This window comes from Rossellomorea vietnamensis, from assembly GCF_008180615.1.
GTDB classification, from domain to species: domain Bacteria; phylum Bacillota; class Bacilli; order Bacillales; family Bacillaceae_B; genus Rossellomorea; species Rossellomorea vietnamensis_D.
Genome location: NZ_VTEH01000026.1, coordinates 19,422 through 42,075, shown reverse-complemented (window position 1 = coordinate 42,075; position 22,654 = coordinate 19,422). Strand labels below are relative to the sequence as shown.

Below are 22,654 nucleotides of genomic sequence, written 5' to 3'. Positions count from 1 at the left end.
AGCGCAAAAGCAAGCTTTATTTAACGGAATGCTTATTAGTATAGTGTATCGCAAAATCAACAGCGACGGCAATGTTAAGGGTGTTACACCCTGTCGAACGGACAGACAGGAAGGGCAAAATAGTGTATGATAGTGTGGACGGAAATAAGCTTAGAGTCGCATGGTGTAGTTAGATTAAGTTTTCCATGAAAAGGAATTGACATATGGCGTCAACAAGCACAAAATGGAAAGATGACTTCCCACGTTCATATGGAAGCGTTATCAGTGTGATGAAGTGAGAGGTAAGCTTAAAGCTCAAGCGAATCAATTTGTGGGGGAATGGTAATGAATCAGGAAAGTGCAAAGATTCCACAAGCGACAGCTAAACGGCTGCCGTTATACTATAGATTTATCAAGAATTTACACTCCTCGGGAAAACAGCGGGTTTCTTCGAAGGAGCTGAGTGAAGCAGTAAAGGTAGACTCCGCCACAATCCGAAGGGATTTTTCTTACTTTGGTGCGTTAGGAAAGAAAGGGTATGGTTACAATGTTAACTATCTGCTCTCATTCTTCAGCAAAACGCTCGACCAGGATGAGTTGACGAAGGTCGTCCTGATCGGTGTAGGAAACCTGGGGACCGCATTTCTTCACTATAATTTTATCAAAAATAATAATACAAAAATAGAGATGGCGTTTGATGTCGCTCCTGAAAAGGTGGGATCTATCATCAGTGACGTACCGGTATACAGTCTCGATGATATGGAGAAACATCTGGAGGACAATGATATAGAGGTAGCGATACTAACTGTTCCTGTTGGATCGGCCCAAAACATTACCGACAGGCTTGTCGAGGCCAACATTAAAGGAATCTTGAATTTCACACCTGCCCGGCTGACAGCACCAGATCATATCAGGATACATCATATTGATCTGGCGGTAGAACTTCAGTCGCTGGTATATTTCCTGAAAAACTATTCTGAAGAAGACACCGAAATGTCACAAGAAGAAAATAGAACATGATAGCAAAAATAAAAACGATAAGTTATGATAGAACAAGGAGGTGAGCGTTATGCCACTAGGACCAGGTAGCCTCATATTGATCGCAATTGTAGCTCTATTGATTTTCGGACCGAAGAAACTGCCGGAATTGGGCAAAGCAATGGGAAATACATTGCGTGAGTTTAAAAACGCAACAAAAGGCTTAGCAGATGATGATGACAGCAAAGATAAAGATGCTAAGTAAATGTAAGGATTGAACGCTATGAGTCATAACGAAATGACGATTTATGAACATATAGGAGAACTCAGGAAACGGCTCATGTTTGTAGTCGTTTTCTTCATGTTGGCCTTCCTGGGCAGCTTCTTTCTCGCAGAGCCCCTGATACGATATCTTCAGCATGCGGATGAAGCGAAAGAGCTGACCATGAATGCTTTTAGATTGACAGATCCATTGAAAATTTATTTGGAGATGATGGTCTTCATCTCGTTGATCCTGACTTCTCCGCTGATTTTATTCCAATTTTGGGCGTTCATCAGCCCGGGTCTGCTGGAAAGAGAACGAAAAGTAACCTTAAGCTATATCCCGATATCCCTGCTGCTTTTTCTGGGAGGATTATCTTTCGCTTATTTCATTCTCTTTCCGTATGTGGTCGGCTTCATGATGAATTTGTCCGATCAGTTGGATATACAGCAGGTCATCGGAATCAATGAATACTTCCATTTCCTGTTCCAGCTGACCGTTCCTTTCGGGCTGCTGTTTCAACTGCCGGTCGTCATGCTGTTTTTGACCAGACTGGGCATCATCACCCCAATGTTTATGGGGCAAATGAGACGCTATGCGTATTTCATCTTGCTGGTGATCGCAGCGCTCATCACGCCACCCGACATTGTATCCCATTTGATGGTGACAGTACCGCTGCTGTTTCTTTATGAAATCAGCATCTGGGTTTCCAAAATCGGCTATAAAAAGGTGCTCCAGGCAGAACAACAGCTGCAGAGAGAACTCTATGAAGAAGAAAGAAAAAGAGAGGAATAACCTTAATTGGTTGTTCCTTTTTTTGAACTGGTTGCTTTAGTCCTTTAAAGCGCAAAAAGGGACAGTCCCTCTTCGTACGTTAAAGGGCTAAAGTGTGTGGGAACTTTGTTGAAAATATAGGAAATCTGGGGCGAATACCCAAGAGGCTTCCTTGTCTCATTCATATTTTATAGTGTAAGTGACATTAGACTAGAGAATGAGGAGGAAGATGTTCGTGAATCACCATGGAATTAATCCTAACGATCAAAGAATTTTCTTCGGACGTCCCGGTTTCGGCTTTGGCCGTCCTGGCTTTGGTTTCGGACGCCCCGGCTTTGGATTTGGGCGGCCAGGTTTCGGCTTCGGTTTCGGACTTCCATTTATAACCGGGCTGGCGGCAGGGGCCTTATTGACTCCAAGACCCTATTATTACCCGCCATACCCTTATTATCCGTATCCTTACTATTAGGTGGTGAAAAGAGCTTTTCCTTAATGGGAGAAGCTCTTTTTATGTCCTTAGGTTGGCGGGGGTGTTGAAGAGTTATGAATTTCCTCTACAGTCGAACGACTCCGAATGAGTCATAAATTGAGTAATCATATGAAAAAATAAGGGGAGAAATTCCCGCTAAATGCATATTGAGCCTATTTCGATGCTGAATAAGGGGAAATTTTCCCCTTATCTAAAGCAGAAGCGCCTATTTTCTAGTTTTTATAACATTTAAGGGGAATTTCTCCCTCTATTTAAGCTGTTTCGAAAGCTATTTCGTAAAATAAAGGGAATTTTTCCCCTTATTTACTAGCGAGAATCCAGATCCATGCCTCCAAACTGATATAGCGGCTGCTCACTGTTCCATGTGGGGTGCATCGACTGGTTGTGAAACAATGAGGGAGCTGTCCGTTTCCAGCTGGTATGTAACCTCATTCTCAACTTCCCGCCTGGTCCCCGCAGGCTTGCAGTAAATATCCTCCTGTAAGATGGATTCAAAAAGAGGCAATCTTTTAGAAAAAGGCTGTTTTCGCATACATTGTTGCTTTTGGGAAAAAAATTTTCTCCAGATACTAAGGGTTTTCGCTCGAATCTTGAAGAGCAGCTCTTTTCTTTTCATGTTTACCAGGTTATTTCGGTGAATTATAATTATTTTCTTCTGAAATAGTGTGTCAAATAGCAGCAGAGTTTATGAAAAGAGACTGGAAAACAGCATAAAAAAGAAGCCCTCTTAAAGGCTTCCACTATTTCTTATCATTCAACTGTTTTTTAATTTTAAAATGCATGGCAACCATTCTGATTCCGGATCCGAAATCAAGGGTGGCCAGCAGCACCATAAGGTAAGCGAAAAATCCCCAGCCATTGTCGTTTACATTGATAACGGCAAAGTACGTAAACAAAACTCCGAGGAGGATGTAAAGAATGCCGCTGAACAAAGGTGATCTCCTCATAGAAATAATCCTCCTATAAATCCTTGAATTCTCTCCGCTTCTTCAATCATTTTTTCGATATCTTCCCTGAAAATGGACTGCATCAGCACGACGAGGGAGTTCATCGACACGTGGGCGATAATCGGCACGATGATCCTTTTGGTTTTAACATAAAGGAACGCAAAGGTGAAGCCCATGGCCGAATATAAAAGGACGTGTTCCGGCTCGAAGTGTGCAAATGCGAAGATGACCGAACTGATCAGCGCGGAAAGGATAAATGAAAAACGCTGATAAAGAGCACCGAAAATAATCTTTCGAAACACAATCTCTTCCAGAATTGGCCCGATGACAGCAGCCACAATCATTGCCAAAGGCACAGAATCAATGATCCTGACAATATTTTCTGTATTTTCCGAGCCCATCTCAATTCCAAGAAGGCGCTCGATGTTGATGGCTATAGCCTGTGCGAAGAAAGCCATGAATATACCGGCTATCGCCCATAGTGCCGAGAACACAGGCGACATGGGAGCTTCTCTTTCCAGGCGGGTGGATGCTTCTGATTTTCGTAAAATAGCCCAGACAATAAGCAGCGTAATCGAGAATGAAAAAACCAGCCAGTAACCGGGTACAACCGCCTCTGCCTGATCGCTTGACTGGTTGAACCAATTGACGGCTGCGTGGTAAAACAAAGGAATCCCGAGGATGCTCGAGAGCTGCATGGTGATATAGGCTATAAGAACATATCCATATTGTTTTTTCAACGTGATGTCTCCTTATATTGAATCTGTCATTGCAATCCTTATTAGCTTCCGCTTTTCCTTACAATTCTACTAATAAAGAGCCCTTTTCGCAAAGAAAGAGCTTTTCTTTCTTTTATACGAAAGAGCAGGCAGAATAAGAACCATTTTTCGATAGGGAGCCGAGCCTTACTAAGGCCGCCAAAGCAGAGCCTTAACTTCCGATTTTCTGCAGGAATCCGGTTGAGAGGCATAAAATACCAGCTGCGACATAAAATAAGAAGGTGTGTTTTTTCAGGAAATTTGACGAAAAAAATTTTAAGCAGGACTCTTGCAAAATGGATTCGAATTATTTATTATAATAGTTGTGTTAGCACTCAACCTTAACGAGTGCTAATAAATACGAATACTTACATAATATATGAGGAGGTTGTTTCACTTGTTAAAACCACTAGGTGATCGCGTCGTTATTGAGCTAGTAGAATCAGAAGAAAAGACAGCAAGCGGTATCGTTCTGCCGGATTCAGCTAAGGAGAAACCACAAGAGGGCAAAGTTATTGCTGTAGGTGCAGGCCGGGTTCTTGATAATGGTGAGCGTGCAGCTCTTGATGTGGCTGCGGGCGATAAAATCATCTTCTCAAAATATGCTGGTACAGAAGTGAAATACCAAGGCACAGAATACCTGATCCTTCGTGACAGTGACATTCTGGCTGTAATCGGCGAATAATTAATCTTTATCTGAAAATATACCTAACCAATATAAGGAGGTCTTTTTAAATGGCTAAAGATATTAAATTCAGCGAAGAAGCACGCCGTTCCATGCTTCGCGGTGTAGATCAATTAGCAAACGCAGTAAAAGTAACTCTTGGACCAAAAGGACGCAACGTGGTACTTGAGAAGAAATACGGTTCTCCGCTAATCACTAATGATGGTGTGACAATCGCGAAAGAAATCGAACTTGAAGATGCTTTTGAAAACATGGGTGCGAAGCTTGTTGCTGAAGTAGCAAGCAAAACAAACGAAATCGCCGGTGACGGTACAACAACTGCAACGGTTCTTGCACAAGCGATGATCCGTGAAGGTCTTAAAAACGTTACTGCTGGTGCGAACCCTGTAGGTATCCGTAAAGGTATCGAAAAAGCGGTTCAATCTGCAATCGAAGAGCTGAAAGCAATCTCTAAACCAATCGAAAGCAAAGAGTCCATCGCACAAGTTGCGGCTATCTCTGCTGCTGACGAAGAAGTTGGACAATTGATTGCTGAAGCTATGGAGCGCGTTGGAAACGACGGCGTCATCACAATCGAAGAGTCTAAAGGATTCTCTACAGAGCTTGACGTTGTGGAAGGTATGCAGTTCGACCGCGGATATGCATCTCCTTACATGGTAACAGATTCTGACAAAATGGAAGCAGTCCTTGAAAATCCGTATGTCTTGATCACTGACAAGAAAATCGGAAACATCCAGGAAGTCCTTCCAGTACTTGAGCAAGTCGTACAACAAGGCAAGCCACTATTGATCGTTGCTGAAGATGTTGAAGGTGAAGCACTTGCTACATTAGTAGTGAACAAACTTCGCGGAACATTCAATGCAGTAGCTGTAAAAGCTCCTGGATTCGGTGACCGTCGAAAAGCTATGCTTGAAGACCTTGCCATCCTAACAGGCGGTGAAGTGATCACAGAAGATCTTGGATTGGATCTTAAATCTGCGAATATCACACAGCTTGGACGCGCAGCGAAAATCGTTGTTACAAAAGAAAACACAACAGTTGTTGAAGGTGCAGGCGAGCCGGATCAAATCTCTGCCCGCGTAAACCAAATCCGTTCTCAAATGGAAGAAACAACTTCTGAGTTTGACCGTGAAAAATTACAAGAGCGCCTTGCAAAACTTGCCGGCGGTGTAGCGGTAGTTAAAGTTGGTGCGGCTACTGAAACAGAATTGAAAGAGCGCAAACTTCGTATCGAAGACGCATTGAACTCAACTCGTGCGGCTGTAGAAGAAGGTATCGTTTCCGGTGGTGGTACTGCCCTAGTGAACGTATACAACAAAGTTTCTGCTATCGAAGCTGAAGGCGATGTGAAAACAGGTATCAAGATCGTTCTTCGCGCGCTTGAAGAGCCAATCCGTCAAATTGCTCACAACGCTGGACTTGAAGGGTCTATCATCGTTGAGCGCCTGAAAAAAGAAGAAGTTGGCGTAGGATTCAACGCAGCTACTGGCGAGTGGGTCAACATGATCGACTCCGGTATCGTAGATCCAACAAAAGTAACTCGTTCTGCACTGCAAAACGCAGCTTCCGTTGCAGCAATGTTCTTAACAACTGAAGCAGTTGTTGCTGACATTCCTGAAGAAAACGGCGGCGGCATGCCTGATATGGGCGGCATGGGCGGAATGGGTGGAATGGGCGGAATGATGTAATAAACCGCTTCACCCCTTGAAATGATTAGGTTTTCAAGTCATCTGCTAACAAAATGCTAACATTCGGTTTATAAAAGAGGCTTCTCATTAGTTGATTAAACTTATTGAGAAGCCTCTTTCTTTATATTAATGGCTATTTTCACAAAGATTGTTGTTTTTGTAATGTCTCCTGCTCCATCACGCAGGCATCAACAGGTTCTCAGAGAGCTATCTACAGCTTTTTCGATTTTCTTGCGAGAAGAAGAAGGTGAAGTTTTTTTTGCGCCATTTGATGTAAGGCTATTAGTGGAAAATAAACAAGATGATGATATAAATAATGTTGTTCAACCTGATTTATCGATTGTGTGTGATCGGAAAAAGCTTGATGAGAAGGGGTGCAATGGAGCACCTGATATTATCATTGAAATCCTTTCCCCTTCATCTGTTAAGTTAGATCGCTGGAAAAAGTTTCAGCTCTATGAAAAAGCAGGGGTGAAAGAGTACTGGCTTGTTGACCCGGTGAACGAATCTGTAGAAATGTATCTATTAATCAATGATCAATACAAGTTTCAAAGAGTCTACACAAAAGTTGATACAATTACCGTAAATATTTTGAATAGATTAGAAATAGATCTAAATCAAATATTTGAATAAATTAAAGTGCCTGTCCCCCAGTGTGTTAATACTTTAGCGTCCTGGGGTCAGGCACTCTTTTTTGTCTGTAGAAACGTCCCAAGGCTCTTCTGCAAAGGTTCCATTGCCTATATATCCCTGAGCCGCAATAAGGTTTATAAAAGTCTATGATACACAGTTGACATTGAGAATCATTATCATATATAATAAAATCACAAATGATAACAGTTCTCATTTGTTCCCTGCGCTTAGAACTTGATACCCCCTCTTTTATCAGGTTCATATGCCGGTTTCTTATTGCTTCTTATATAGAGGCAATAAGAAACTTATATAAGAACCCACTTTTGAAAACGTAAAGAGGCTGGAAAGGCAGGCGAGGAAAATCGAATTTATAATGTGCCAATGGTGCTTTTATGTCTATACACAGGAACTTGATGAAGGTGAATATAGCGTTGATGGTGAGCACTGTCCATGCTGTGGTTCGAAAAATTGTTTAGAACAGATACCATTTAATGAAGGGGCAGCTCGAGATGAGTAAACGATAGAGTACTATTCTAAATGGAGGAAAAAGAATGGTGAATCATTATATTGCCGTACAATCATTTGTTCACAAGATTGATTGCTTTTGTCCAGGTAAGGAACATTCGGATAAGATAAAGGTCAGTCAGGGAGATATCATCAGCTTTCAATATGAGCGTACATATAACATGGTAAACGGCTGGTATGTTTTAGTCCAAGTGAATCATTCCAGTTTTCATATAGCTGTCGAGGATTTAACTCACTATTATTTACAAGGCTTATTTTATACAGAAACGGATCTTGAGCTTCAAATTAATTATCTAAATTTTTGCGTAAATAAAGCTCTTGACCTTAATGATGAGGGAAAGTTTAAAGAGGCAGCAGAGAAATGGATAGAGGTAAAAGAGTATAGAGAGAAGCTGGCAGCGGCGGCAGATAGCAATATGAAGGTATCTCTGTAGTCAGGTTATCCTTCTTGTTCTTCTGCTCAATGTAATAGTCGTTCTCTATATCAGAGAACGATTTTTCTGTATAACGTTAGTGCTGTTACGGACTGTTTGTCTACATAGAAAAATTTAAAGGAGGATATAAAATTGGAGAAGGTACTATCACCAATAGCAAAAGCAATTCGCGAACGAAGGTCCATCAAAACGGGGTATACGGCCAAACCAGTTACAGAAGAGGTTGTGAAAGAAATATTGAGTGATGCGGTATGGGCACCCAATCACGGATTAAGAGAGCCATGGCGTTTTCTTTTTGTGCCGACAGAACGAAAAGAAGAGTTTGTAGAGGAAGCTGTACAATGGTTTCCAGCAGGGATGCAGGAGAATAGACGGAATTACTTCAGCCAGCCGTCAGCATTTTTAATTGTGGTCATGAAAGAAGATCCAAGGCAGAAGCAATGGGACGAAGATTATGGAGCGGTGAGCTGCATGATCCAAAACTTCCAGCTGCTTGCGTGGGAACAGAAGCTCGGAGTTGTTTGGAAAACGAATCCTCACAATTATGATCCAAAAGCACGTGAGGCATTAGGAGTGCAGTCTGGGGAGAAGATTGTAGCTTTTCTTCATATGGGATATTTTGAAGAAGCCCCTGCACCAAGGCCGCGCACACCTATTGAAGAGAAATTTCTTGTTTATAAGAAGTGAGTGCCTGCTTTTCTGCGTAAAAAAGGCTTCCGGTAATTTCCTTGAAACCGGAAGCCTTTTTAGTTTAGGATTCCTTCTGTCTCTCTGGTTCTCAGAAAAAAAGAAATCCCATGACCAGCAGATAAGAAACGACGGCGGTCAAAGAAGGTAGAATATAGGTGAAAGAGTTGCGTGTACGATCTCTTTTTATAATGATCATCACAATGGCGGTTAATACAAACCCAATAAATGAAATGTAAATAATGTCATTGCTTGTATCCTGCCATATACTTCCTTCGAAGTAAAATACATCTCCAATAGCAACAACTAAGATATTAAAGATATTACTGCCTAGGATTGCTCCAATCGCCATATTGATGTTGCCTAGTCTCAAGGCCATAAAGACTCCCATGGCATCCGGCAGTGAGGTCGCGAGGGCAACTAAGAAGCTCCCGATAACCGTGGCACTTATGCCTGTACTTCGGGATATAGCATCTCCAGATAGAGAAAGGGCACTTCCGAAAATAAAAATGGCGATGGAAAACAGTATGAATTTTCGTACCGCCTGGCGAATAGACGTAATTTCTGAACCCTTATTTACAGTGTCTTCTGAAGATGGTTCTTCAATCTTGGTTTTGGAGAGCAGCCACATTCCACCCCCATAAATAACCGCAACAATAAAACTAGTGAGCCCGATATTCAGTACTGAAAAAGAATGATTAATGAGTAAGCCGCCAGCAGAGACCACACAAAGCAGGAGAGCGATGGCCCCTGTATAGATATGAGTGTGGGAGACGCGGAGGAATAAACGTTTGCTGCGGAAGTGAATATCTAATAAAAACAACACAAGAGTATTGAATAATATACTGCCCAGCCCGTTACCTGCCGCAATATCGGCGCTTCCGATAACACTCGCCGAGACCGTCGTCGTTAACTCGGGGAGAGACGTCGCGACAGCTAAGAGAATGGTGCCGGCCAAAAATCCCCCCATCTTAGTTTGTTTGCTTATCGTATCCGCGTGTTTAGATAAATGAACAGCAGACAGGGAAGAGATGATCGCAGAAATGATAAAAATACTGATATATATCCAGGTCATGGTGATGAAAAACTCCTTAACATCCAGGTTAGCTTCAAATCCTACTATCAAGCAAGGCAGATGCACATTCATATACCTTAGCCAAATAGTAAAATGTGAGGATATGAAGCATTTACCCATCTGCTATCTTTCTAACACATTTCTGCTTTCTCATTTTCAAAAGCAGCTGCATGTTATAGGAGAATAGGCAGAACACCGCAGCCTGGCACAGGTGTAACTCTCATTCTATTGTGGTAGTAGTAATTCTCCTATTATTGGAAAGTATACAGGTTAATAACAGTTTCTTGAAATCAAGGCTTTGTTAAAGGGTGTTGTTGTTTTTTAAAGGTTATGTTGACTTCCACTCCGGGTGCACGACTCCGCGGGGCGGGCGGTGAGCCTCCTCGGCTTCGCCTGCGGGGTCTCACCTGTCCCGCTAGTCCCGCAGGAGCTCGCACACCCTCCGCTCCAGTCAACATATCCAGAGGAAGTGAGAATCCATTGTAAATTGGAAGAATCAATTTTTCTATATAAAGCAGGGTAGATTCACAATAGCATTTATTGGACCAGCAAATTGATTAACCCCCATTCTTTTGTTCTTAATGGTGGATGCCTTCTTAATGGTACATGAACCCAAAACATCTATTAACAACAATAATAACTAACAGAGCCAAAATCAAAAAACCGCGTGGAATTCGCTCATTCATCGCGGGTTTTTGATTTTCTTCAGGATAAAGCTCCCCTGTTTGTCGACTATTAGTCTGCTCCCGAATAAGATAAAAAAGGCGCTAAGTTACTTACCTCATTCTAAAAATCTCTCAATAATATCATTAAATTTCTCACTATGCTCCCAAAACATAAGATGCCCGCCCAGTACTTCCACCGAAGCTTTAGGAGTAAGCTTGCTTAAATATGTTGTCGCGGTTTCTGCCCAGTGCTCTGCGACAACATATAAAGTGGGGAGGGTTTCACTGCTCGATGCTGCTTCAACACGATAGTCGGAGAAAAGCCCCGAAGAAAACAAATTAGCTGCGATATAGTAAGGTGTTTTAAGAGACTGCTCAACGATCCATTCTAATTCTTCTTCTTTCAGATTTCGCTGTACCATGACTCCTTTGGCATAAGCAGAAATGAAATCCCGTTGTCCTTTAGGATTGCGAAGGTAGTTGGTGTAAGCGGCAGCCATATCATCAAGCGGGCCTTCCACCCATTCCTGATCCTGCTGCAGAGATAAAGACTTTGGAGGCATATCAATCAAGACAAGTGATTTGATGCCTTCTGTTCCGAACTGGCGGATGTATTCCCAGACCGTCAAGCATCCGAAGGACCAGCCGGCAAGTGTCGCATTCTTGACCCCTAACTGCTTCAGCACTTTTTGCAAATCCGTTCCATGGGTAACATAGTCATTCCCATGGACTGTCATTGTAGACCTCCCGTGGCTTCTCGGATCAATTACAATTGTACGGTGGGTTTTGGAGAAATGCTTCACCTGCTCGGAAAAGACTTCTCTAGTAAAAGTAAAACCCGGAATAAGGACGATGGGATCGCCGCTGCCGGTATCCTGTACAAATAATTCTATTCCTGGCTCCACTTCAATGTAAGTATTCATGGCCTGCCCTCCCTGAATTCTTTTCAATTGGTACAGTATATTCGTCATAATGCATTCTCATTTCTGGAATTCAGAAAAAGGATAAGCTATTCCGGGAGAAATGGAGAAACTGTGGAGTAAGGGGTTCTGTTTTCGAGTGGAATTAAAAATTACACATCAAAAGGAGTGTCCAATCGCATTGATTTTGACACTCTTTTTTTGTTGATTTAGCGGTATTCTTGTTGGTAATTCTGTTCAATTGGTAATACAAATGGACCCTAATTTGAGGCACAATTTCCTATATACTTTCAATCCCATATTAATATGAAAAGAGTTGTTAATTATAAAAATCTAGCAATGATTTGATTGGAACGGAAGGTGCGCGACCTCCTGCGGGACTAGCGTGACAGGTGAGACCCCACAGGCGAAGCCGAGGAGGCTCACCGCACGCCCCGCGGAGTCACGCACCTGGAGTGGAAATCAACAGACATTGTTTTTGGGGGCAAATCACTCAACAATTACTTTGGCTAATTAGAAGGTTGTACTTAAAGACAAACCCGTTACCTATTGAGAGCATTTTTTTAGTAGAAGAACCAGATTTGAAGGATTTATTTATTAGATGGCAGGAGGGAGAAAAATATTAAAACGTGCTTGTCCTCTTTTACTTCAAAAAGAAAAAATCAAAGATTAGTCTGTTTCCTCTCTTACTAGCTCCAAAACTTCTCTGAATCTAACAGAATGAACGATAGTCCTCTCTCTTAAAAAGCGCAGAGTATCCAGTATCTCCGGGTCATCAATCAGCTCCAGTAGATGCTGGTAGAGGACCCGTGCTCTTTCTTCCGTGGCAATATTGCTGGACAGATCAGCAATGGGATCACCGGTTGCCTGGATATATTGTGCTGACCAGGGAACACCCGCGGCATTTTGATAGAACAGTGATTTTCCATGAGTGGCGAAAGAAGGAGCTAAGCCGGCCTCTTCAAGTTGATCCGGTGCTGCATCCTTGGTTAACTGATAAATCAAGGATGCTATGAGTTCAGCGTGAGCCAATTCTTCTGTACCGATATCAGTTAATAGAGCAATGACTCTATCATATGTCATGGTGTAGCGCTGGTTTAAATATTGCAGAGCCATTGACAGCTCTCCGTCTTGGCCGCCGTAAGCTTCATATAGAAGTTTGGCTGTTCTTGGATCGGTTTTGGTTACTCTTACAGGATACTGCAGTTTTTTCTCGTAAATCCACAATGTTTAACACCTCCTGTCTATTTGCCATGGCCAGGGACTATTAAGCCACTGCCAAGTCATCTTCGATTGAGAAAATCCATTTCCCAGCAGGGGATCGAATTTCCTTTCATATTGTTCCTTCAGCTCTTGTAACAAAGAGGATAATTGATTGAATTGTTCCAAAGCGAATTTATCGGCAGCGTGTGTATCAAGATACAACTGTAAATCTAACAGAGCAAACTCCACTATCTGTATTCTCTCTAAAAGAACTTGTCTTTTCATAAGTGACCTCCTAGATATGTCTTCATTTACTACTATATTCAAAACTATTGATTTAGATTGGGTGGATGAGGTAAGCACATCATAAAACTGTTGTTTTCGTAATATAGCTGATTGGCAGCTGAAACAGGGAAATGATACAAATGAGTCAGCGCTATATTTAAGTGGTTTGTTATTTCACAAATCGTTCCCCAATACTTCGCAAAGATTTCAAATTTATCTTTTATACTAGATAGCGTTGGGAAAAACTCTAACTAAAAGAAAGGATTAGAGGTCCTTTATGAATAAAATGATATTTTTAATGTTAATCAGTATGTTGTTGTTGGTCTCGGGCTGTCAGGGAGAGTCGCTGGCTGTACCGGAGAATGCGGAAGAGGCTGTCATGGTTTCCCATTTGAAGGACGCCGGGCTGACTTTTATTGATAAAGAAAAACAGAAGGTGATAGATTCGATTGAATTGAGTTCTCCTATTGTGGACATGGTCCGCGTAGATGATGTTCATATTGCTTTTACCAGTAAAGACGGTTCTCTCTCCCTTCTGAATACGGAAAACGGTGATTTGGAGCAATGGGAGGGTAGTGGTGAAGGCATAAATGAGCTGTTGTACAGCGAGCGTACTCATCAATTATTTCTCGCAGACAGTGGGGAAAACAGAGTGAGAGTATTTGATTTAAAAAAGAAAGAAATGACTTCAGAGATTGCGGTAGGAAAGTTCCCGCTGTCAATGGCTCTGGATGAGACGGAGAAACTTCTATATGTCGTAAATCAGAAGAGTTCTTCCATTTCTGCCATTGAGGTGGATACGCTGCAGGTGAAAAAGGAAATGCTCGTGCCTTATCTCCCGGAAGGAATTCTGGTTAAGGATTCAAAGCTTTATATCGGCGGACATGGTCCCGTCCATGGGGAATTGAACAGGTATGTGTATGTGATCGATCCGGAAAGCGGGGAGGAGATCCAGCGTATAGAGGTCGGGTTGATGCCGGTCAAATTTTTCAGTCCTCCATCAGGCGGGGATGTGTACGTCGTCTGCCATGGCTCTCATGAACTTTACAAGATTGGCGGAGAAAGCACGGAAAAAATCAGTGCAGGAGCCAATCCGTATGATGTGACCGGTAATGAGGAGACGTTATATGTTTCGAGCATAGACAGCAATTCTCTATTTATAGTAGATCTTCAAACATTTAAAGTGAAAACGGAAATGGAAATCAGCGGCGGTCCGGTTGCGATTATCGAGGGAGGGGGAGTTCAATGAATATTCTTGTGGCCGACGATGAAAAAGATATGATTCAGCTTTTAACCTCCTATTTAACGGCTCATGATTATTCTGTTTTTCCGGCAGGAAATGGCAGGGAAGCGCTTGAGGTGCTGCGAAATGAGCAAATCGATCTAGTGCTGCTGGATATCATGATGCCGGTCATGGATGGATTGGAAGCAGCAAGGGAAATCCGCACTTTTTCTGATGTCCCGATCATCATGCTGACAGCGAAAGGGAGCGAAGATGACCGTGTCACCGGCCTGAAGATCGGAGCAGATGATTATGTGGTCAAACCGTTCAGTCCAAAAGAGCTTGTCGCGAGGATCGAAGCGGCTCTCCGAAGGTCTAAGGGATACCGCAGTCCTGGCGCAGAAAGCCAGACGATTACTCATGAAAGTTTGTCCATTGATTTGAAAGGACATGTGGTGAAGGTCGATGGAGCGACAGTGAACCTGACTAGAAAAGAGTTTCTGATCCTTTCGTTATTGGCTCAAAACCGCGGGCAGGTGTTCAGCAGGGAGCAGCTTCTGGATAAAGTGTGGGGATTGGAAAGTGAAGGAACGGCGCGGACGGTGGACACTCACATCAAAACCTTGAGGCTGAAGCTGAAAACAGCCGGACCATATATCGGAACGGTTTGGGGTGTTGGCTATAAATTCATTTAGAAACCGGCTGACCAGGATCGGGCTTCGGCAGAAAATAGGGTTCACCATTGCCGTTGTGGCGCTGCTCACGGTCCTGATTACCATCGGGCTAACCTATTATTTATACGAAAAGTTGTATGTGGACAAGCAAGAAGACCTCCTCCTCCTGCAAGGCCGGAGCCTGGAAGAAGCGTATTATGAAGAGCGTAATATGGAGAGTTTCCAGGAGAGGCTGAAATGGACGGCAGACAATTCAGAGGCAGATGTGATTTTTACCGAAGATCCAATGAAGCTGAGTGCGTCTCTTCCATACGGAGGTGCAGAGAGTGAAACGCTGATCACCTTTGAAGAAAGGCAGCAGCTATTGAATGGTGAAACGGTGACTATGGTCCGGCAGCATCCTGTTTTTAATCAGGACATCCTGGCTGTGGCCATTCCACTGCTGGATGGCGATGTGCTCTCCGGTGCGATTTTTCTTTATATGCCTTTAGAGGATGTATATGCTCCTTTTGAATCGATTCGATATATTTTGGCCGGGCTCCTTCTATTGATATTGCTTGTGGTCGTTTGGTCAGGCAGAAAAATTGCCTCCCAGCTGATTCAGCCGCTGAAGAAAATGGAGATGATTTCAGGACGGATGGCCGCAGGCGATTTTTCAAAAAGGATCGAGGCATCCGCTTCGGACGAAATGGGGGCGCTGGCACGGTCATTCAATCAATTAGCGAAGTCGCTGGAAGAAGTCGAGAGTAATAGAAGGGAATTCCTGCAGAATGTTTCGCACGAACTCCGGACCCCGCTGAGTTATATGAGGGGGTATACGGAAGCGATGCTCGAGGGTGTCGTGGAGAGTGAAGAAGAAAGGCAGAGATACCTTGGAATTATTCATAAAGAAACAGCCCGTTTATCCCGCCTTGTCAATGATTTACTGGACCTCGCGCAACTCGAAGGCGATTCTTATCCGATGAAGATGGAACCTATTCCATTTGGGCAGCTGGTGCTGGATGTTACCGAAAGATTCAAGCTGCCTCTAGAGCAAAAAAGGATTCAACTTGACCTGCAGCTGGATGAAGAGGCCATCATTGAAGGTGACCCCGACAGGCTGGAGCAGGTGATAGGCAACCTCCTGGATAATGCGGTTCGTTACTCACCAGAGGGAGAAAAGATTTTTATCCAAATGGAACAAAGAGAAGAATGGACGGTGCTGACTATCGAGGATAGAGGCCCGGGGATTCCATCTGAGGACCTGGCCAATATTATGGACCGCTTCTACAGGGTTCACAAATCACGAACCAGAAACGAAGGCGGTTCCGGACTGGGCTTGGCTATCGTTAAACAAATTGTTATGAAGCATGAAGCGAAAATAGATATAGAGTCTGCTCCGGGAAAAGGAACCTCAATCAGCCTGGCGTTTAAATCCATAGCGCTTGGCAATGAGTGATGAGAGCTGCCCGGAGTGCCGGAAACTGGAATGGGAGGAAGAATATGAGTATAAAAAAATTAGGGATATCAATTGCACTAAGTGGTGTACTCATCCTGGGAGCATGCGGGGAACAGAATGAGGGAAATGAGAGTGGATCTCACCAGCATGAAGAAGGTGAAGCCTTACATGCGCTGGAAGTGGAACTCACAACACAGCCTGGGCCGGATGAACTTCAGGACGGAGAGGCCTTCACCATCGAGGCGAAAGTCACTCATGGAGATGAAACCGTTGATGATGCTAAAGAAGTAGAATTTGAATTCTGGAAAAAAGGCGAAGAAACAGAAGAGCACGAAATGATTGAAGGCGAATCCCAAGGAGAAGGGATTTACTCTATCGAAAAGACAGTGGACGAGCCGGGTATTTATTATGTGGTTTCCCATGTTACGGCAAGAGATATGCATACCATGCCGAAGTTAGAGCTTGCGATCGGTGATATAGAAGAAACAGAACATGCTCATGATGAGGGCCATGAGGATTCCCACAGTCATGGGGAAGAGGTTTCAGGCCACATTATGATGGCAGATACGGTGAAAGCAGAAGACGAAGTGGAGCTGACCGGACATGCCATGAATGGAGATCATCCTTTGGCAGAGGCAGATGTACGGTTTGAAGTATGGAAAGAAGGCGAAGAGAAGCATGATTTCATCGATGCTTCAGAAGTGAGTGAAGGTGAATATAAAGCCTCCCATACTTTTACAGAAGCGGGGATGTTTCATGTGAAACTTCACATCGAAAAAGGCGAACTGCACACGCATAAAGAAAAAATACTGACTGTAAAATAAGGCCAGTTTTAGAGGGAGAAACGACATGGAAGAAAGAATACATCACAGCTATGACAGCAAACCAGAAGGAAAACCAAGCAGGAAAGCGGCGATTTTCCGGGCAGTATGGCGATGGCACTTTTATGCAGGGATTTTTACGGCTCCTTTTCTCATCGTCCTGGCAATCAGCGGCGGGCTTTACTTATTTAAACCCCAGATTGAAGCAAACTTGTACCAGGAACACTTTTTTATCGAAGGCGGGTCGGAAGGAAAACCAGCCCTGACTTTAGGGGAGCAGACGGAAGCAGCCAATAGGGAGCTTGGAGAGGGAGCATCGATTTTGTCGGTCAAGCAGTATGATGACCCCTTGCGAACAACCGAGCTGAGCTATATGGAAAATGGCACTATGATGTACGGCTTCATCAATCCTTATACCGGAGGTTACCAGGGCTCTTTGGCTGCGGATGAAACATTTTCAAGTATCTTCAAGAGAGTCCACAGTGAATGGTTTGCCGGCGGAACCTTTGTGAATCTCCTTGTCGAGCTTGCGGCCTGCTGGACCTTGATCCTTGTGCTGACAGGATTGTATCTATGGTGGCCGAAAAAGAAAAGCCAGATATGGGGAACGGTCCTGCCGCGTTTTGGGAAAAAAGGGCGGGTTTTCTGGAGAGATCTTCATGCCGTTCCTGCCTTTTGGCTTTCTATCTTTATCACGATTCTTATTTTAACAGGGCTGCCTTGGACAAGTGTCGTCGGGGAACAGATCAACAAATTAGCGACCGCTGCCAACAGTTACCCTCAATACGCATTATCGTTCGGCCCTAAACCAGAGTCTGTCCTGACTACGAAAGACGTTATTGGAGACGGTCCGTGGGCAACAGAGAATATGGAAGTACCGGCCTCTGCCGGGAGCGGAAACAGTAAAACCCTGGACGAAATCAATCAGGCGGCGGATAGGAATGAAGTCCAGAAGCCCTATACCATCTCATTGCCACAAGGCGAAAAAGGGGTATACACCCTGGCAACCTCCCATACAAAGCCAGGCGATAACGCAACTCTGAATGTCGATCAATATTCAGGTGAAGTCTTGAGTGATGTCCGTTTTGCTGATTACGGACTGATAGCCAAAGCTATTACAGTCGGAATTGCCCTCCATGAAGGAAGGCTGTTCGGCTTGGCCAACCAGATTCTTGGTGCGATTACCTGCCTCGGAATCGTGCTGATGGTCTTCAGTTCGTTTGTCATGTGGCGTAAGCGAAAGCCGAAGGGAACCTTTGGAGTGCCGGCTGCCATGAATGATGCGAAAGTGAAGTGGGGAGTCATTGCCATCCTGGCTGTCCTGGGAATCCTTATGCCTCTTGTAGGACTGTCCATCCTGATCATTGTCATCATTGATTTCATGGTGCTCAGCTTGAGGAAAAGAAATGAAGGCACTTATTAGGAATAATGTTTTAATACACTAAAGCGCTAAGAGGGACTGTCCCTTTTAGCGCTTTAATGTGTTGAAGTGTGTATTATTAACCCTCATCATATTTTGTGTCATATTTATAGCTGTTAAAGTGGACCATCGTCACACTCACCTTTACATCGGTTAAAGAATCCTTGCTCAAATAGAATTTTTTACTTTCTTTCAACTCCTTATACTTCTGGGGGTGTTCCCTGTACCATTTTTCGCCTGCATCCAGGATATCTATCTGATTCTCAACACCTGTCTCATAAAGGGAAATCAGTTTCTTTTTAAAGTCCTTTATGATGATAGCTTCCAGGTCCTTTAAAGGAATATCTTTCACTTTCTCCAGTAAATCTCCTTGCAGGGCGAGGGTGATGGAAAATTTAGGATTATCTGGATCTTCTTCATAATTTACTTTCATCTTGGGCGAACTGAGCTTAACCGCAGCAATTAATTCTCCGTCCTGCTCGACCTTGTGATCGATCGCAACCCCTTTTTCGGAAATCCAATTAGTGAGCAAGGCATCCTCGAACTCCAGGTTTGCTTTGTATTCCTGATGCTGAAATACTGCGTAGCCATCGAAATATAAGACAGGGAATTCTTTATCGGCTTCCCAAGATTCCTTGTCAATTTTTACCGTGGGTACTTTCGCTACTCCCATCGGCTCATAAAAGTCCCTTAAAAAATTCATCAGAATCATCGGCTTGATTTCATCTTGTGACAGTTCGTTTCCTTTCCCTTTGAATAAGACAGTGTAAATAGCAGGATAGTCAAATAAAGCCTTTGTGGTCAAGGTATCCTCAAGCTTTTCCTTAGAGATGACAACCCGGAGAGTCGGGCGGAGGGACCGGTTACGGCCAATTTCGTTAATGACCTCCTGGAATTTTTCCTTCATGACATTCTCGGTTAGTACAAGGGTGACCACATGGCCGAAAAAAAGCGGCGGCTCTGATTTTTTATATAGCTTGCTTACTGCCAAGTTCAAGGTTTCTCCGCTGGCAGTAGCAACAAATATAGGGACAGGCTCAGTTGGCCTGCTGCCTTCCTGCTTTGCAACGTTGGCGAAGTTAAGCCCCTGAATGAATACTTTAAATTCCTTGCTTTCCTCGTCGTAATCCATTCCCATGCTCACGATATAGGTTAAATCCTGTATATTTTTCAAACTCGAGCATCCAGATAAGCTGGAGATACTGAGAAAAACGATCAGGAGGATCTTCATTCTCATGACTCGCCGCCCCCTCTTGAAGGATCTTCCGGGCTTGTCAGGGAAGTTCTTGATTTAAAATATTGGCGGGGCGCCCGCAGGATTGATTTGACGGCTTCAGTAAAACTGATAGGTGCCACCGACCCAAGGTAAGGGCTTCCGAAAGATGACAGGGTCGCCATATAGAAAAGTGTGAGCAAAAAAGCTATGGTGACTCCGAATAAACCGAAAAAAGTACTCATTAGCAACACAGTAAATCGAATGATAGTGAAGGTGGAACTCAGCGATTGATTCACTAAGGTAAAAGAAGAAATGTAGGTGATGGCAGCAACAACCAGCATCGTCGGGGAGGTTAACCCCGCCCGGATGGCAGCATCCCCGACGATCAACCCGCCAAGAACGGCAACCGTCTGTCCGATGGCACGCGGCAGGCGGACACCCGCTTCATTAAACAATTCAAATAAAAACAGGATGACAAACATCTCGATTGGAGCAGATAATGGCAGACCGAAACGGGATACAGATATGGTGGCGACAAGCAAATAGGGAATCTGCTCAATATTAAAAGCGGAAAAAGAAATCCACAGTCCTGGCAAAAAACCGGCAACCGTCAGTCCCAAGAGCCGGATGACCCTTTCAATTGAAACATAGGCAAAGTTATTATACGTGTCCTCAGGAGATTTGGTCTGCAATAGCAAGTTGATAGGAGCAAAGGAGACCGTCGGATTTCCATCCACTATAAGAGCAAATCTCCCCTGATTTAGTCCTTGAACGATGAAGTCAGGTCTTCCCGTATAATCCAGGGTTGGAAAGACAGAGAAAGGACGGTCGCGCACATACATTTCAAGATCATAAATATTCGTCAATATATCAAGGTCGATCTTCTCGAGTCTCTTCCGAATCTCCCCAAGAACATTAGGGTCGATAATATCCTCGATATACATCAGGACCACTTTTGTCTTGCTTCTTCTTCCAATAGTGTATTTTTCCAAGCACAAGGAAGGGGTATTAAGCCTCCGTCTGATCAAGGAAATATTCGTTTTGATATCCTCGACAAAGCCATCCTTCGGTCCCCGGATCGAGGTTTCCAGCGCAGATTCTTCCGGCTGCCTCTTTGGAAATTCAGATGCACGGATACTCAGGATGACAGAGTCAAACAGAAACAAGACGCTTCCTTCAAAAAGCAGGTCTGACAACTCTTCAATTGATTTGCTGCTGACATCTTCTGCCTGAAAGAGTGACAGAAGCTTATCTTTAACAGAATCACCGTTGCCTTTTCCCAGTTTGGGAAGGATATACTGATCGAGGTATTGAAGGTTGATCAAGCTGTCAAAATAAAGAATCTCAAATGGATCTCCATCTGTTTTATGAAGCTTGAATTGAAGATCCTGGCTTTTTTGAAATTGAAGCTTTAATTTGTCCGCTTTTTCAAGTTGTTTATCCCTGGATGTTTTGGACATCTTGTTCAACCCTCCTGTTAAACATGAATAGAAGCAGTGCAGACAATAGGATATATGTGACGAAGAACAGTAAGCATCCCGGCAGATAATATCGATAGATAAATTTGCTAAAGTAATAAGGATCCAATTTCACAAAAATGACAGCTGCGAATAACAGCGCATAACTTACGACAACAATTCTTGGCTTCAATCGATAGTGCTTTAATTCCTTAGTGAAATATACACCCAGTAAGTACATGAATAATCCAGCACGGACCAAAGCCCCGCTAAGCCATTGGTATAACGCGAAGAAATCCATATGATTGATATATTCCCCGACGCTCAAAATCCGCCATTGTTCATAGGCCGGGTAGCGGAACTTAATCGATTCGACAGGACCAAATTCCATGATCGATGCCGATAAGGGGCCGAGAATCAACCCCGTCAAAATGACCAGCAGAATAACCAGCTGCCTGAATTTAAAAGATTCCTGGGAGAAGGGTTGCAGTAAGATGACGATATAGACTTCTAGCAGCCCGGAGAGTGTATAGATGATTCCTTTTAACACAGGAGACCAGCCATCGCTGAGGATCGGCAAGAGCAGGCTCGGATCCTTTACACTAGTATTAATGGCCGCAATCATAATGCCAAGCAATATGACAAGAGGCAGGATGAACCCGCTGGCAATCGCAATATGCTTTATCCCAGCCATGGTGACGAGAAGACAGGACACAGTAATGACACCAGTAATCACAAGCAGCGAAAAATCTGCAAGAAAATAGGCATTTAACCAAATGATTAAATCCTTCAGCGTCACATAGGCACTTGAAAAAAGAAATATAATGACCGGAATGATCAGAAGCCTGTACAGCCATTTGCCCATTCGCTGTTTTACCATGGAAAAAAAACCTTCAGGAGGACTATTCTTAACAACATAATAAATCAGGAACAAAAAAATAAGCGAAATGGGGAAGGCGGCAATCACCCCGATCCAGCTGTCCCTTCCGGAAGCCGTCAGAAGGTTGGGAATTAGGATAACATGATTCAATAAGCCGGTTGCAAGGACAAGCAGCAGCAGTAACTGCCGCGGAATTAAGATCCTGATTAAGCTTCTCATAGAATAACCACCAATTTTTAATAAGATAGGTAGTATTGTTTCCTAAAGAGAGCATTCTATGAGAGGGTTATTTTTTAGACATCTTATAGTAAAACAAGACTTGGAATCGGGTTTTTGGCTAGCTTAAAAGCTTTCGAGTGAAGGTAGATACATGAGTAGTGGTTTTAGGCTGAGATGTGTATCCAGAGAGAGAAGGTGGGTACATGAGAGAGTGATTTTAGGCCGAGATGTGTATCCAGAAAGAGAAGGTGGGTACATGAGTGAGAGGTTTTCGGCTGTGATGTGTATCCAGAAGGTGAGGCTGGATACATAAGTGAGT

The 22,654-nt window shown here is 43.5% G+C and carries 23 protein-coding genes; 14 read left to right on the top strand and 9 right to left on the bottom strand.

The window, feature by feature from the left end; translation table 11 throughout:
- Window positions 1-324 precede the first annotated feature (324 nt).
- From FZC79_RS21685 to FZC79_RS21670, 4 genes are all read left to right on the top strand, one after another.
- Complete coding sequence (locus FZC79_RS21685; protein ID WP_148948723.1) at window positions 325-999, top strand: redox-sensing transcriptional repressor Rex; 675 nt, start codon at window positions 325-327, stop codon at window positions 997-999.
- 49 nt (window positions 1,000-1,048) lie between these two features.
- Window positions 1,049-1,222, top strand: coding sequence for a twin-arginine translocase TatA/TatE family subunit (locus FZC79_RS21680; RefSeq protein WP_148942397.1), 174 nt, complete (start codon window positions 1,049-1,051; stop codon window positions 1,220-1,222).
- An 18-nt stretch (window positions 1,223-1,240) separates the two neighbouring features.
- The gene (gene tatC / locus FZC79_RS21675; RefSeq protein ID WP_148948722.1) at window positions 1,241-2,014 is read left to right on the top strand and encodes a twin-arginine translocase subunit TatC; all 774 of its coding nucleotides are present in this window, start codon (window positions 1,241-1,243) and stop codon (window positions 2,012-2,014) included.
- Between the two features lie 208 nt (window positions 2,015-2,222).
- Complete coding sequence (locus FZC79_RS21670; RefSeq protein ID WP_148948721.1) at window positions 2,223-2,462, top strand: spore coat protein; 240 nt, start codon at window positions 2,223-2,225, stop codon at window positions 2,460-2,462.
- A gap of 761 nt (window positions 2,463-3,223) precedes the next feature.
- Here FZC79_RS21670 and FZC79_RS21665 read toward each other — a convergent pair.
- Together FZC79_RS21665 and FZC79_RS21660 are read right to left on the bottom strand one after the other, a co-directional pair.
- Window positions 3,224-3,430, bottom strand: a complete 207-nt coding sequence (locus FZC79_RS21665) for a YdiK family protein (RefSeq protein ID WP_148942394.1) — start codon at window positions 3,428-3,430, stop codon at window positions 3,224-3,226.
- Complete coding sequence (locus FZC79_RS21660; protein WP_148948720.1) at window positions 3,427-4,170, bottom strand: CPBP family intramembrane glutamic endopeptidase; 744 nt, start codon at window positions 4,168-4,170, stop codon at window positions 3,427-3,429. The genes FZC79_RS21665 and FZC79_RS21660 overlap by 4 nt, the downstream gene beginning before the upstream one ends.
- 415 nt (window positions 4,171-4,585) lie before the next feature.
- On the opposite strand from FZC79_RS21660, the gene groES reads away from it, so the two are divergent.
- The 5 genes from groES to FZC79_RS21635 all read left to right on the top strand — a co-directional run bounded on the left by groES (window position 4,586) and on the right by FZC79_RS21635 (window position 8,840).
- Complete coding sequence (groES, locus tag FZC79_RS21655) at window positions 4,586-4,873, top strand: co-chaperone GroES (RefSeq protein WP_148942392.1); 288 nt, start codon at window positions 4,586-4,588, stop codon at window positions 4,871-4,873.
- A 50-nt stretch (window positions 4,874-4,923) separates the two neighbouring features.
- Window positions 4,924-6,561 carry a chaperonin GroEL gene (gene groL, locus FZC79_RS21650; RefSeq protein WP_148948719.1) on the top strand — a complete coding sequence of 546 codons (1,638 nt, stop codon included), beginning with the start codon at window positions 4,924-4,926 and terminating at the stop codon, window positions 6,559-6,561.
- 129 nt (window positions 6,562-6,690) lie between these two features.
- Window positions 6,691-7,194: a Uma2 family endonuclease gene (locus tag FZC79_RS21645; RefSeq protein WP_148948718.1), complete on the top strand. Its 504-nt coding sequence runs from the start codon at window positions 6,691-6,693 to the stop codon at window positions 7,192-7,194.
- 551 nt (window positions 7,195-7,745) lie between these two features.
- Window positions 7,746-8,153, top strand: a complete 408-nt coding sequence (locus tag FZC79_RS21640) for a hypothetical protein (RefSeq protein ID WP_148948717.1) — start codon at window positions 7,746-7,748, stop codon at window positions 8,151-8,153.
- 132 nt (window positions 8,154-8,285) lie between these two features.
- Window positions 8,286-8,840, top strand: coding sequence for a nitroreductase family protein (locus FZC79_RS21635; RefSeq protein ID WP_148948716.1), 555 nt, complete (start codon window positions 8,286-8,288; stop codon window positions 8,838-8,840).
- 91 nt (window positions 8,841-8,931) lie between these two features.
- Here the strand turns inward: FZC79_RS21635 and FZC79_RS21630 are convergent, their stop codons facing one another.
- The 4 genes from FZC79_RS21630 to FZC79_RS21615 form a co-directional block, all read right to left on the bottom strand.
- Window positions 8,932-9,915, bottom strand: a complete 984-nt coding sequence (locus tag FZC79_RS21630; RefSeq protein WP_187442922.1) for a sodium:calcium antiporter — start codon at window positions 9,913-9,915, stop codon at window positions 8,932-8,934.
- 781 nt (window positions 9,916-10,696) lie between these two features.
- Entirely contained in the window at window positions 10,697-11,503 is an 807-nt protein-coding gene (locus FZC79_RS21625; RefSeq protein WP_148948714.1) for an alpha/beta fold hydrolase, read from the bottom strand.
- Window positions 11,504-12,169: 666 nt separating this feature from the next.
- Window positions 12,170-12,727 (bottom strand): manganese catalase family protein, encoded by a 558-nt coding sequence (locus FZC79_RS21620; protein WP_148948713.1) that lies wholly within the window; start codon window positions 12,725-12,727, stop codon window positions 12,170-12,172.
- Between the two features lie 3 nt (window positions 12,728-12,730).
- Window positions 12,731-12,988, bottom strand: coding sequence for a spore coat protein CotJB (locus FZC79_RS21615; protein ID WP_148948712.1), 258 nt, complete (start codon window positions 12,986-12,988; stop codon window positions 12,731-12,733).
- Window positions 12,989-13,265: 277 nt separating this feature from the next.
- Between FZC79_RS21615 and FZC79_RS21610 the strand changes: the two genes are divergently transcribed.
- The 5 genes from FZC79_RS21610 to FZC79_RS21590 are packed head-to-tail and all read left to right on the top strand — an operon-like array spanning window position 13,266 to window position 18,566.
- Entirely contained in the window at window positions 13,266-14,237 is a 972-nt protein-coding gene (locus FZC79_RS21610; protein ID WP_148948711.1) for a YncE family protein, read from the top strand.
- Entirely contained in the window at window positions 14,234-14,905 is a 672-nt protein-coding gene (locus FZC79_RS21605; protein WP_148948710.1) for a response regulator transcription factor, read from the top strand. The genes FZC79_RS21610 and FZC79_RS21605 overlap by 4 nt, the downstream gene beginning before the upstream one ends.
- A complete protein-coding gene (locus FZC79_RS21600; protein ID WP_252183428.1) occupies window positions 14,886-16,322 on the top strand; it encodes a sensor histidine kinase in 1,437 nt (478 codons plus the stop codon). Before FZC79_RS21605 ends, FZC79_RS21600 begins: the two co-directional genes overlap by 20 nt.
- Before the next feature lie 44 nt (window positions 16,323-16,366).
- Window positions 16,367-17,146, top strand: a complete 780-nt coding sequence (locus tag FZC79_RS21595; RefSeq protein ID WP_187442921.1) for a FixH family protein — start codon at window positions 16,367-16,369, stop codon at window positions 17,144-17,146.
- A gap of 25 nt (window positions 17,147-17,171) precedes the next feature.
- Window positions 17,172-18,566, top strand: a complete 1,395-nt coding sequence (locus tag FZC79_RS21590; protein WP_148948708.1) for a PepSY-associated TM helix domain-containing protein — start codon at window positions 17,172-17,174, stop codon at window positions 18,564-18,566.
- 76 nt (window positions 18,567-18,642) lie between these two features.
- On the opposite strand, the gene FZC79_RS21585 is transcribed toward FZC79_RS21590, so the two are convergent.
- Genes FZC79_RS21585 through FZC79_RS21575 form a run of 3 tightly spaced genes read right to left on the bottom strand, consistent with a single transcriptional unit; the run spans window position 18,643 to window position 22,335 of the window.
- Window positions 18,643-19,800: a Ger(x)C family spore germination protein gene (locus tag FZC79_RS21585; RefSeq protein WP_148948707.1), complete on the bottom strand. Its 1,158-nt coding sequence runs from the start codon at window positions 19,798-19,800 to the stop codon at window positions 18,643-18,645.
- A complete protein-coding gene (locus FZC79_RS21580; RefSeq protein WP_148948706.1) occupies window positions 19,797-21,239 on the bottom strand; it encodes a spore germination protein in 1,443 nt (480 codons plus the stop codon). Before FZC79_RS21580 ends, FZC79_RS21585 begins: the two co-directional genes overlap by 4 nt.
- Entirely contained in the window at window positions 21,217-22,335 is a 1,119-nt protein-coding gene (locus FZC79_RS21575; protein WP_148948705.1) for an endospore germination permease, read from the bottom strand. Before FZC79_RS21575 ends, FZC79_RS21580 begins: the two co-directional genes overlap by 23 nt.
- Between the last annotated feature and the right edge of the window lie 319 nt (window positions 22,336-22,654).

What these genes read in the sequence shown, in the direction of transcription:
- FZC79_RS21685 (WP_148948723.1), top strand. Translation starts at nt 325, where the DNA reads ATGAATCAGGAAAGTGCAAAGATTCCACAAGCGACAGCTAAACGGCTG.
- FZC79_RS21680 (WP_148942397.1), top strand. Translation starts at nt 1,049, where the DNA reads ATGCCACTAGGACCAGGTAGCCTCATATTGATCGCAATTGTAGCTCTA.
- tatC (WP_148948722.1), top strand. Translation starts at nt 1,241, where the DNA reads ATGAGTCATAACGAAATGACGATTTATGAACATATAGGAGAACTCAGG.
- FZC79_RS21670 (WP_148948721.1), top strand. Translation starts at nt 2,223, where the DNA reads ATGTTCGTGAATCACCATGGAATTAATCCTAACGATCAAAGAATTTTC.
- FZC79_RS21665 (WP_148942394.1), bottom strand. Translation starts at nt 3,430, where the DNA reads ATGAGGAGATCACCTTTGTTCAGCGGCATTCTTTACATCCTCCTCGGA.
- groL (WP_148948719.1), top strand. Translation starts at nt 4,924, where the DNA reads ATGGCTAAAGATATTAAATTCAGCGAAGAAGCACGCCGTTCCATGCTT.
- FZC79_RS21645 (WP_148948718.1), top strand. Translation starts at nt 6,691, where the DNA reads ATGGCTATTTTCACAAAGATTGTTGTTTTTGTAATGTCTCCTGCTCCA.
- FZC79_RS21640 (WP_148948717.1), top strand. Translation starts at nt 7,746, where the DNA reads ATGGTGAATCATTATATTGCCGTACAATCATTTGTTCACAAGATTGAT.
- FZC79_RS21630 (WP_187442922.1), bottom strand. Translation starts at nt 9,915, where the DNA reads ATGACCTGGATATATATCAGTATTTTTATCATTTCTGCGATCATCTCT.
- FZC79_RS21625 (WP_148948714.1), bottom strand. Translation starts at nt 11,503, where the DNA reads ATGAATACTTACATTGAAGTGGAGCCAGGAATAGAATTATTTGTACAG.
- FZC79_RS21615 (WP_148948712.1), bottom strand. Translation starts at nt 12,988, where the DNA reads ATGAAAAGACAAGTTCTTTTAGAGAGAATACAGATAGTGGAGTTTGCT.
- FZC79_RS21610 (WP_148948711.1), top strand. Translation starts at nt 13,266, where the DNA reads ATGAATAAAATGATATTTTTAATGTTAATCAGTATGTTGTTGTTGGTC.
- FZC79_RS21605 (WP_148948710.1), top strand. Translation starts at nt 14,234, where the DNA reads ATGAATATTCTTGTGGCCGACGATGAAAAAGATATGATTCAGCTTTTA.
- FZC79_RS21595 (WP_187442921.1), top strand. Translation starts at nt 16,367, where the DNA reads ATGAGTATAAAAAAATTAGGGATATCAATTGCACTAAGTGGTGTACTC.
- FZC79_RS21590 (WP_148948708.1), top strand. Translation starts at nt 17,172, where the DNA reads ATGGAAGAAAGAATACATCACAGCTATGACAGCAAACCAGAAGGAAAA.
- FZC79_RS21585 (WP_148948707.1), bottom strand. Translation starts at nt 19,800, where the DNA reads ATGAGAATGAAGATCCTCCTGATCGTTTTTCTCAGTATCTCCAGCTTA.
- FZC79_RS21580 (WP_148948706.1), bottom strand. Translation starts at nt 21,239, where the DNA reads ATGTCCAAAACATCCAGGGATAAACAACTTGAAAAAGCGGACAAATTA.
- FZC79_RS21575 (WP_148948705.1), bottom strand. Translation starts at nt 22,335, where the DNA reads ATGAGAAGCTTAATCAGGATCTTAATTCCGCGGCAGTTACTGCTGCTG.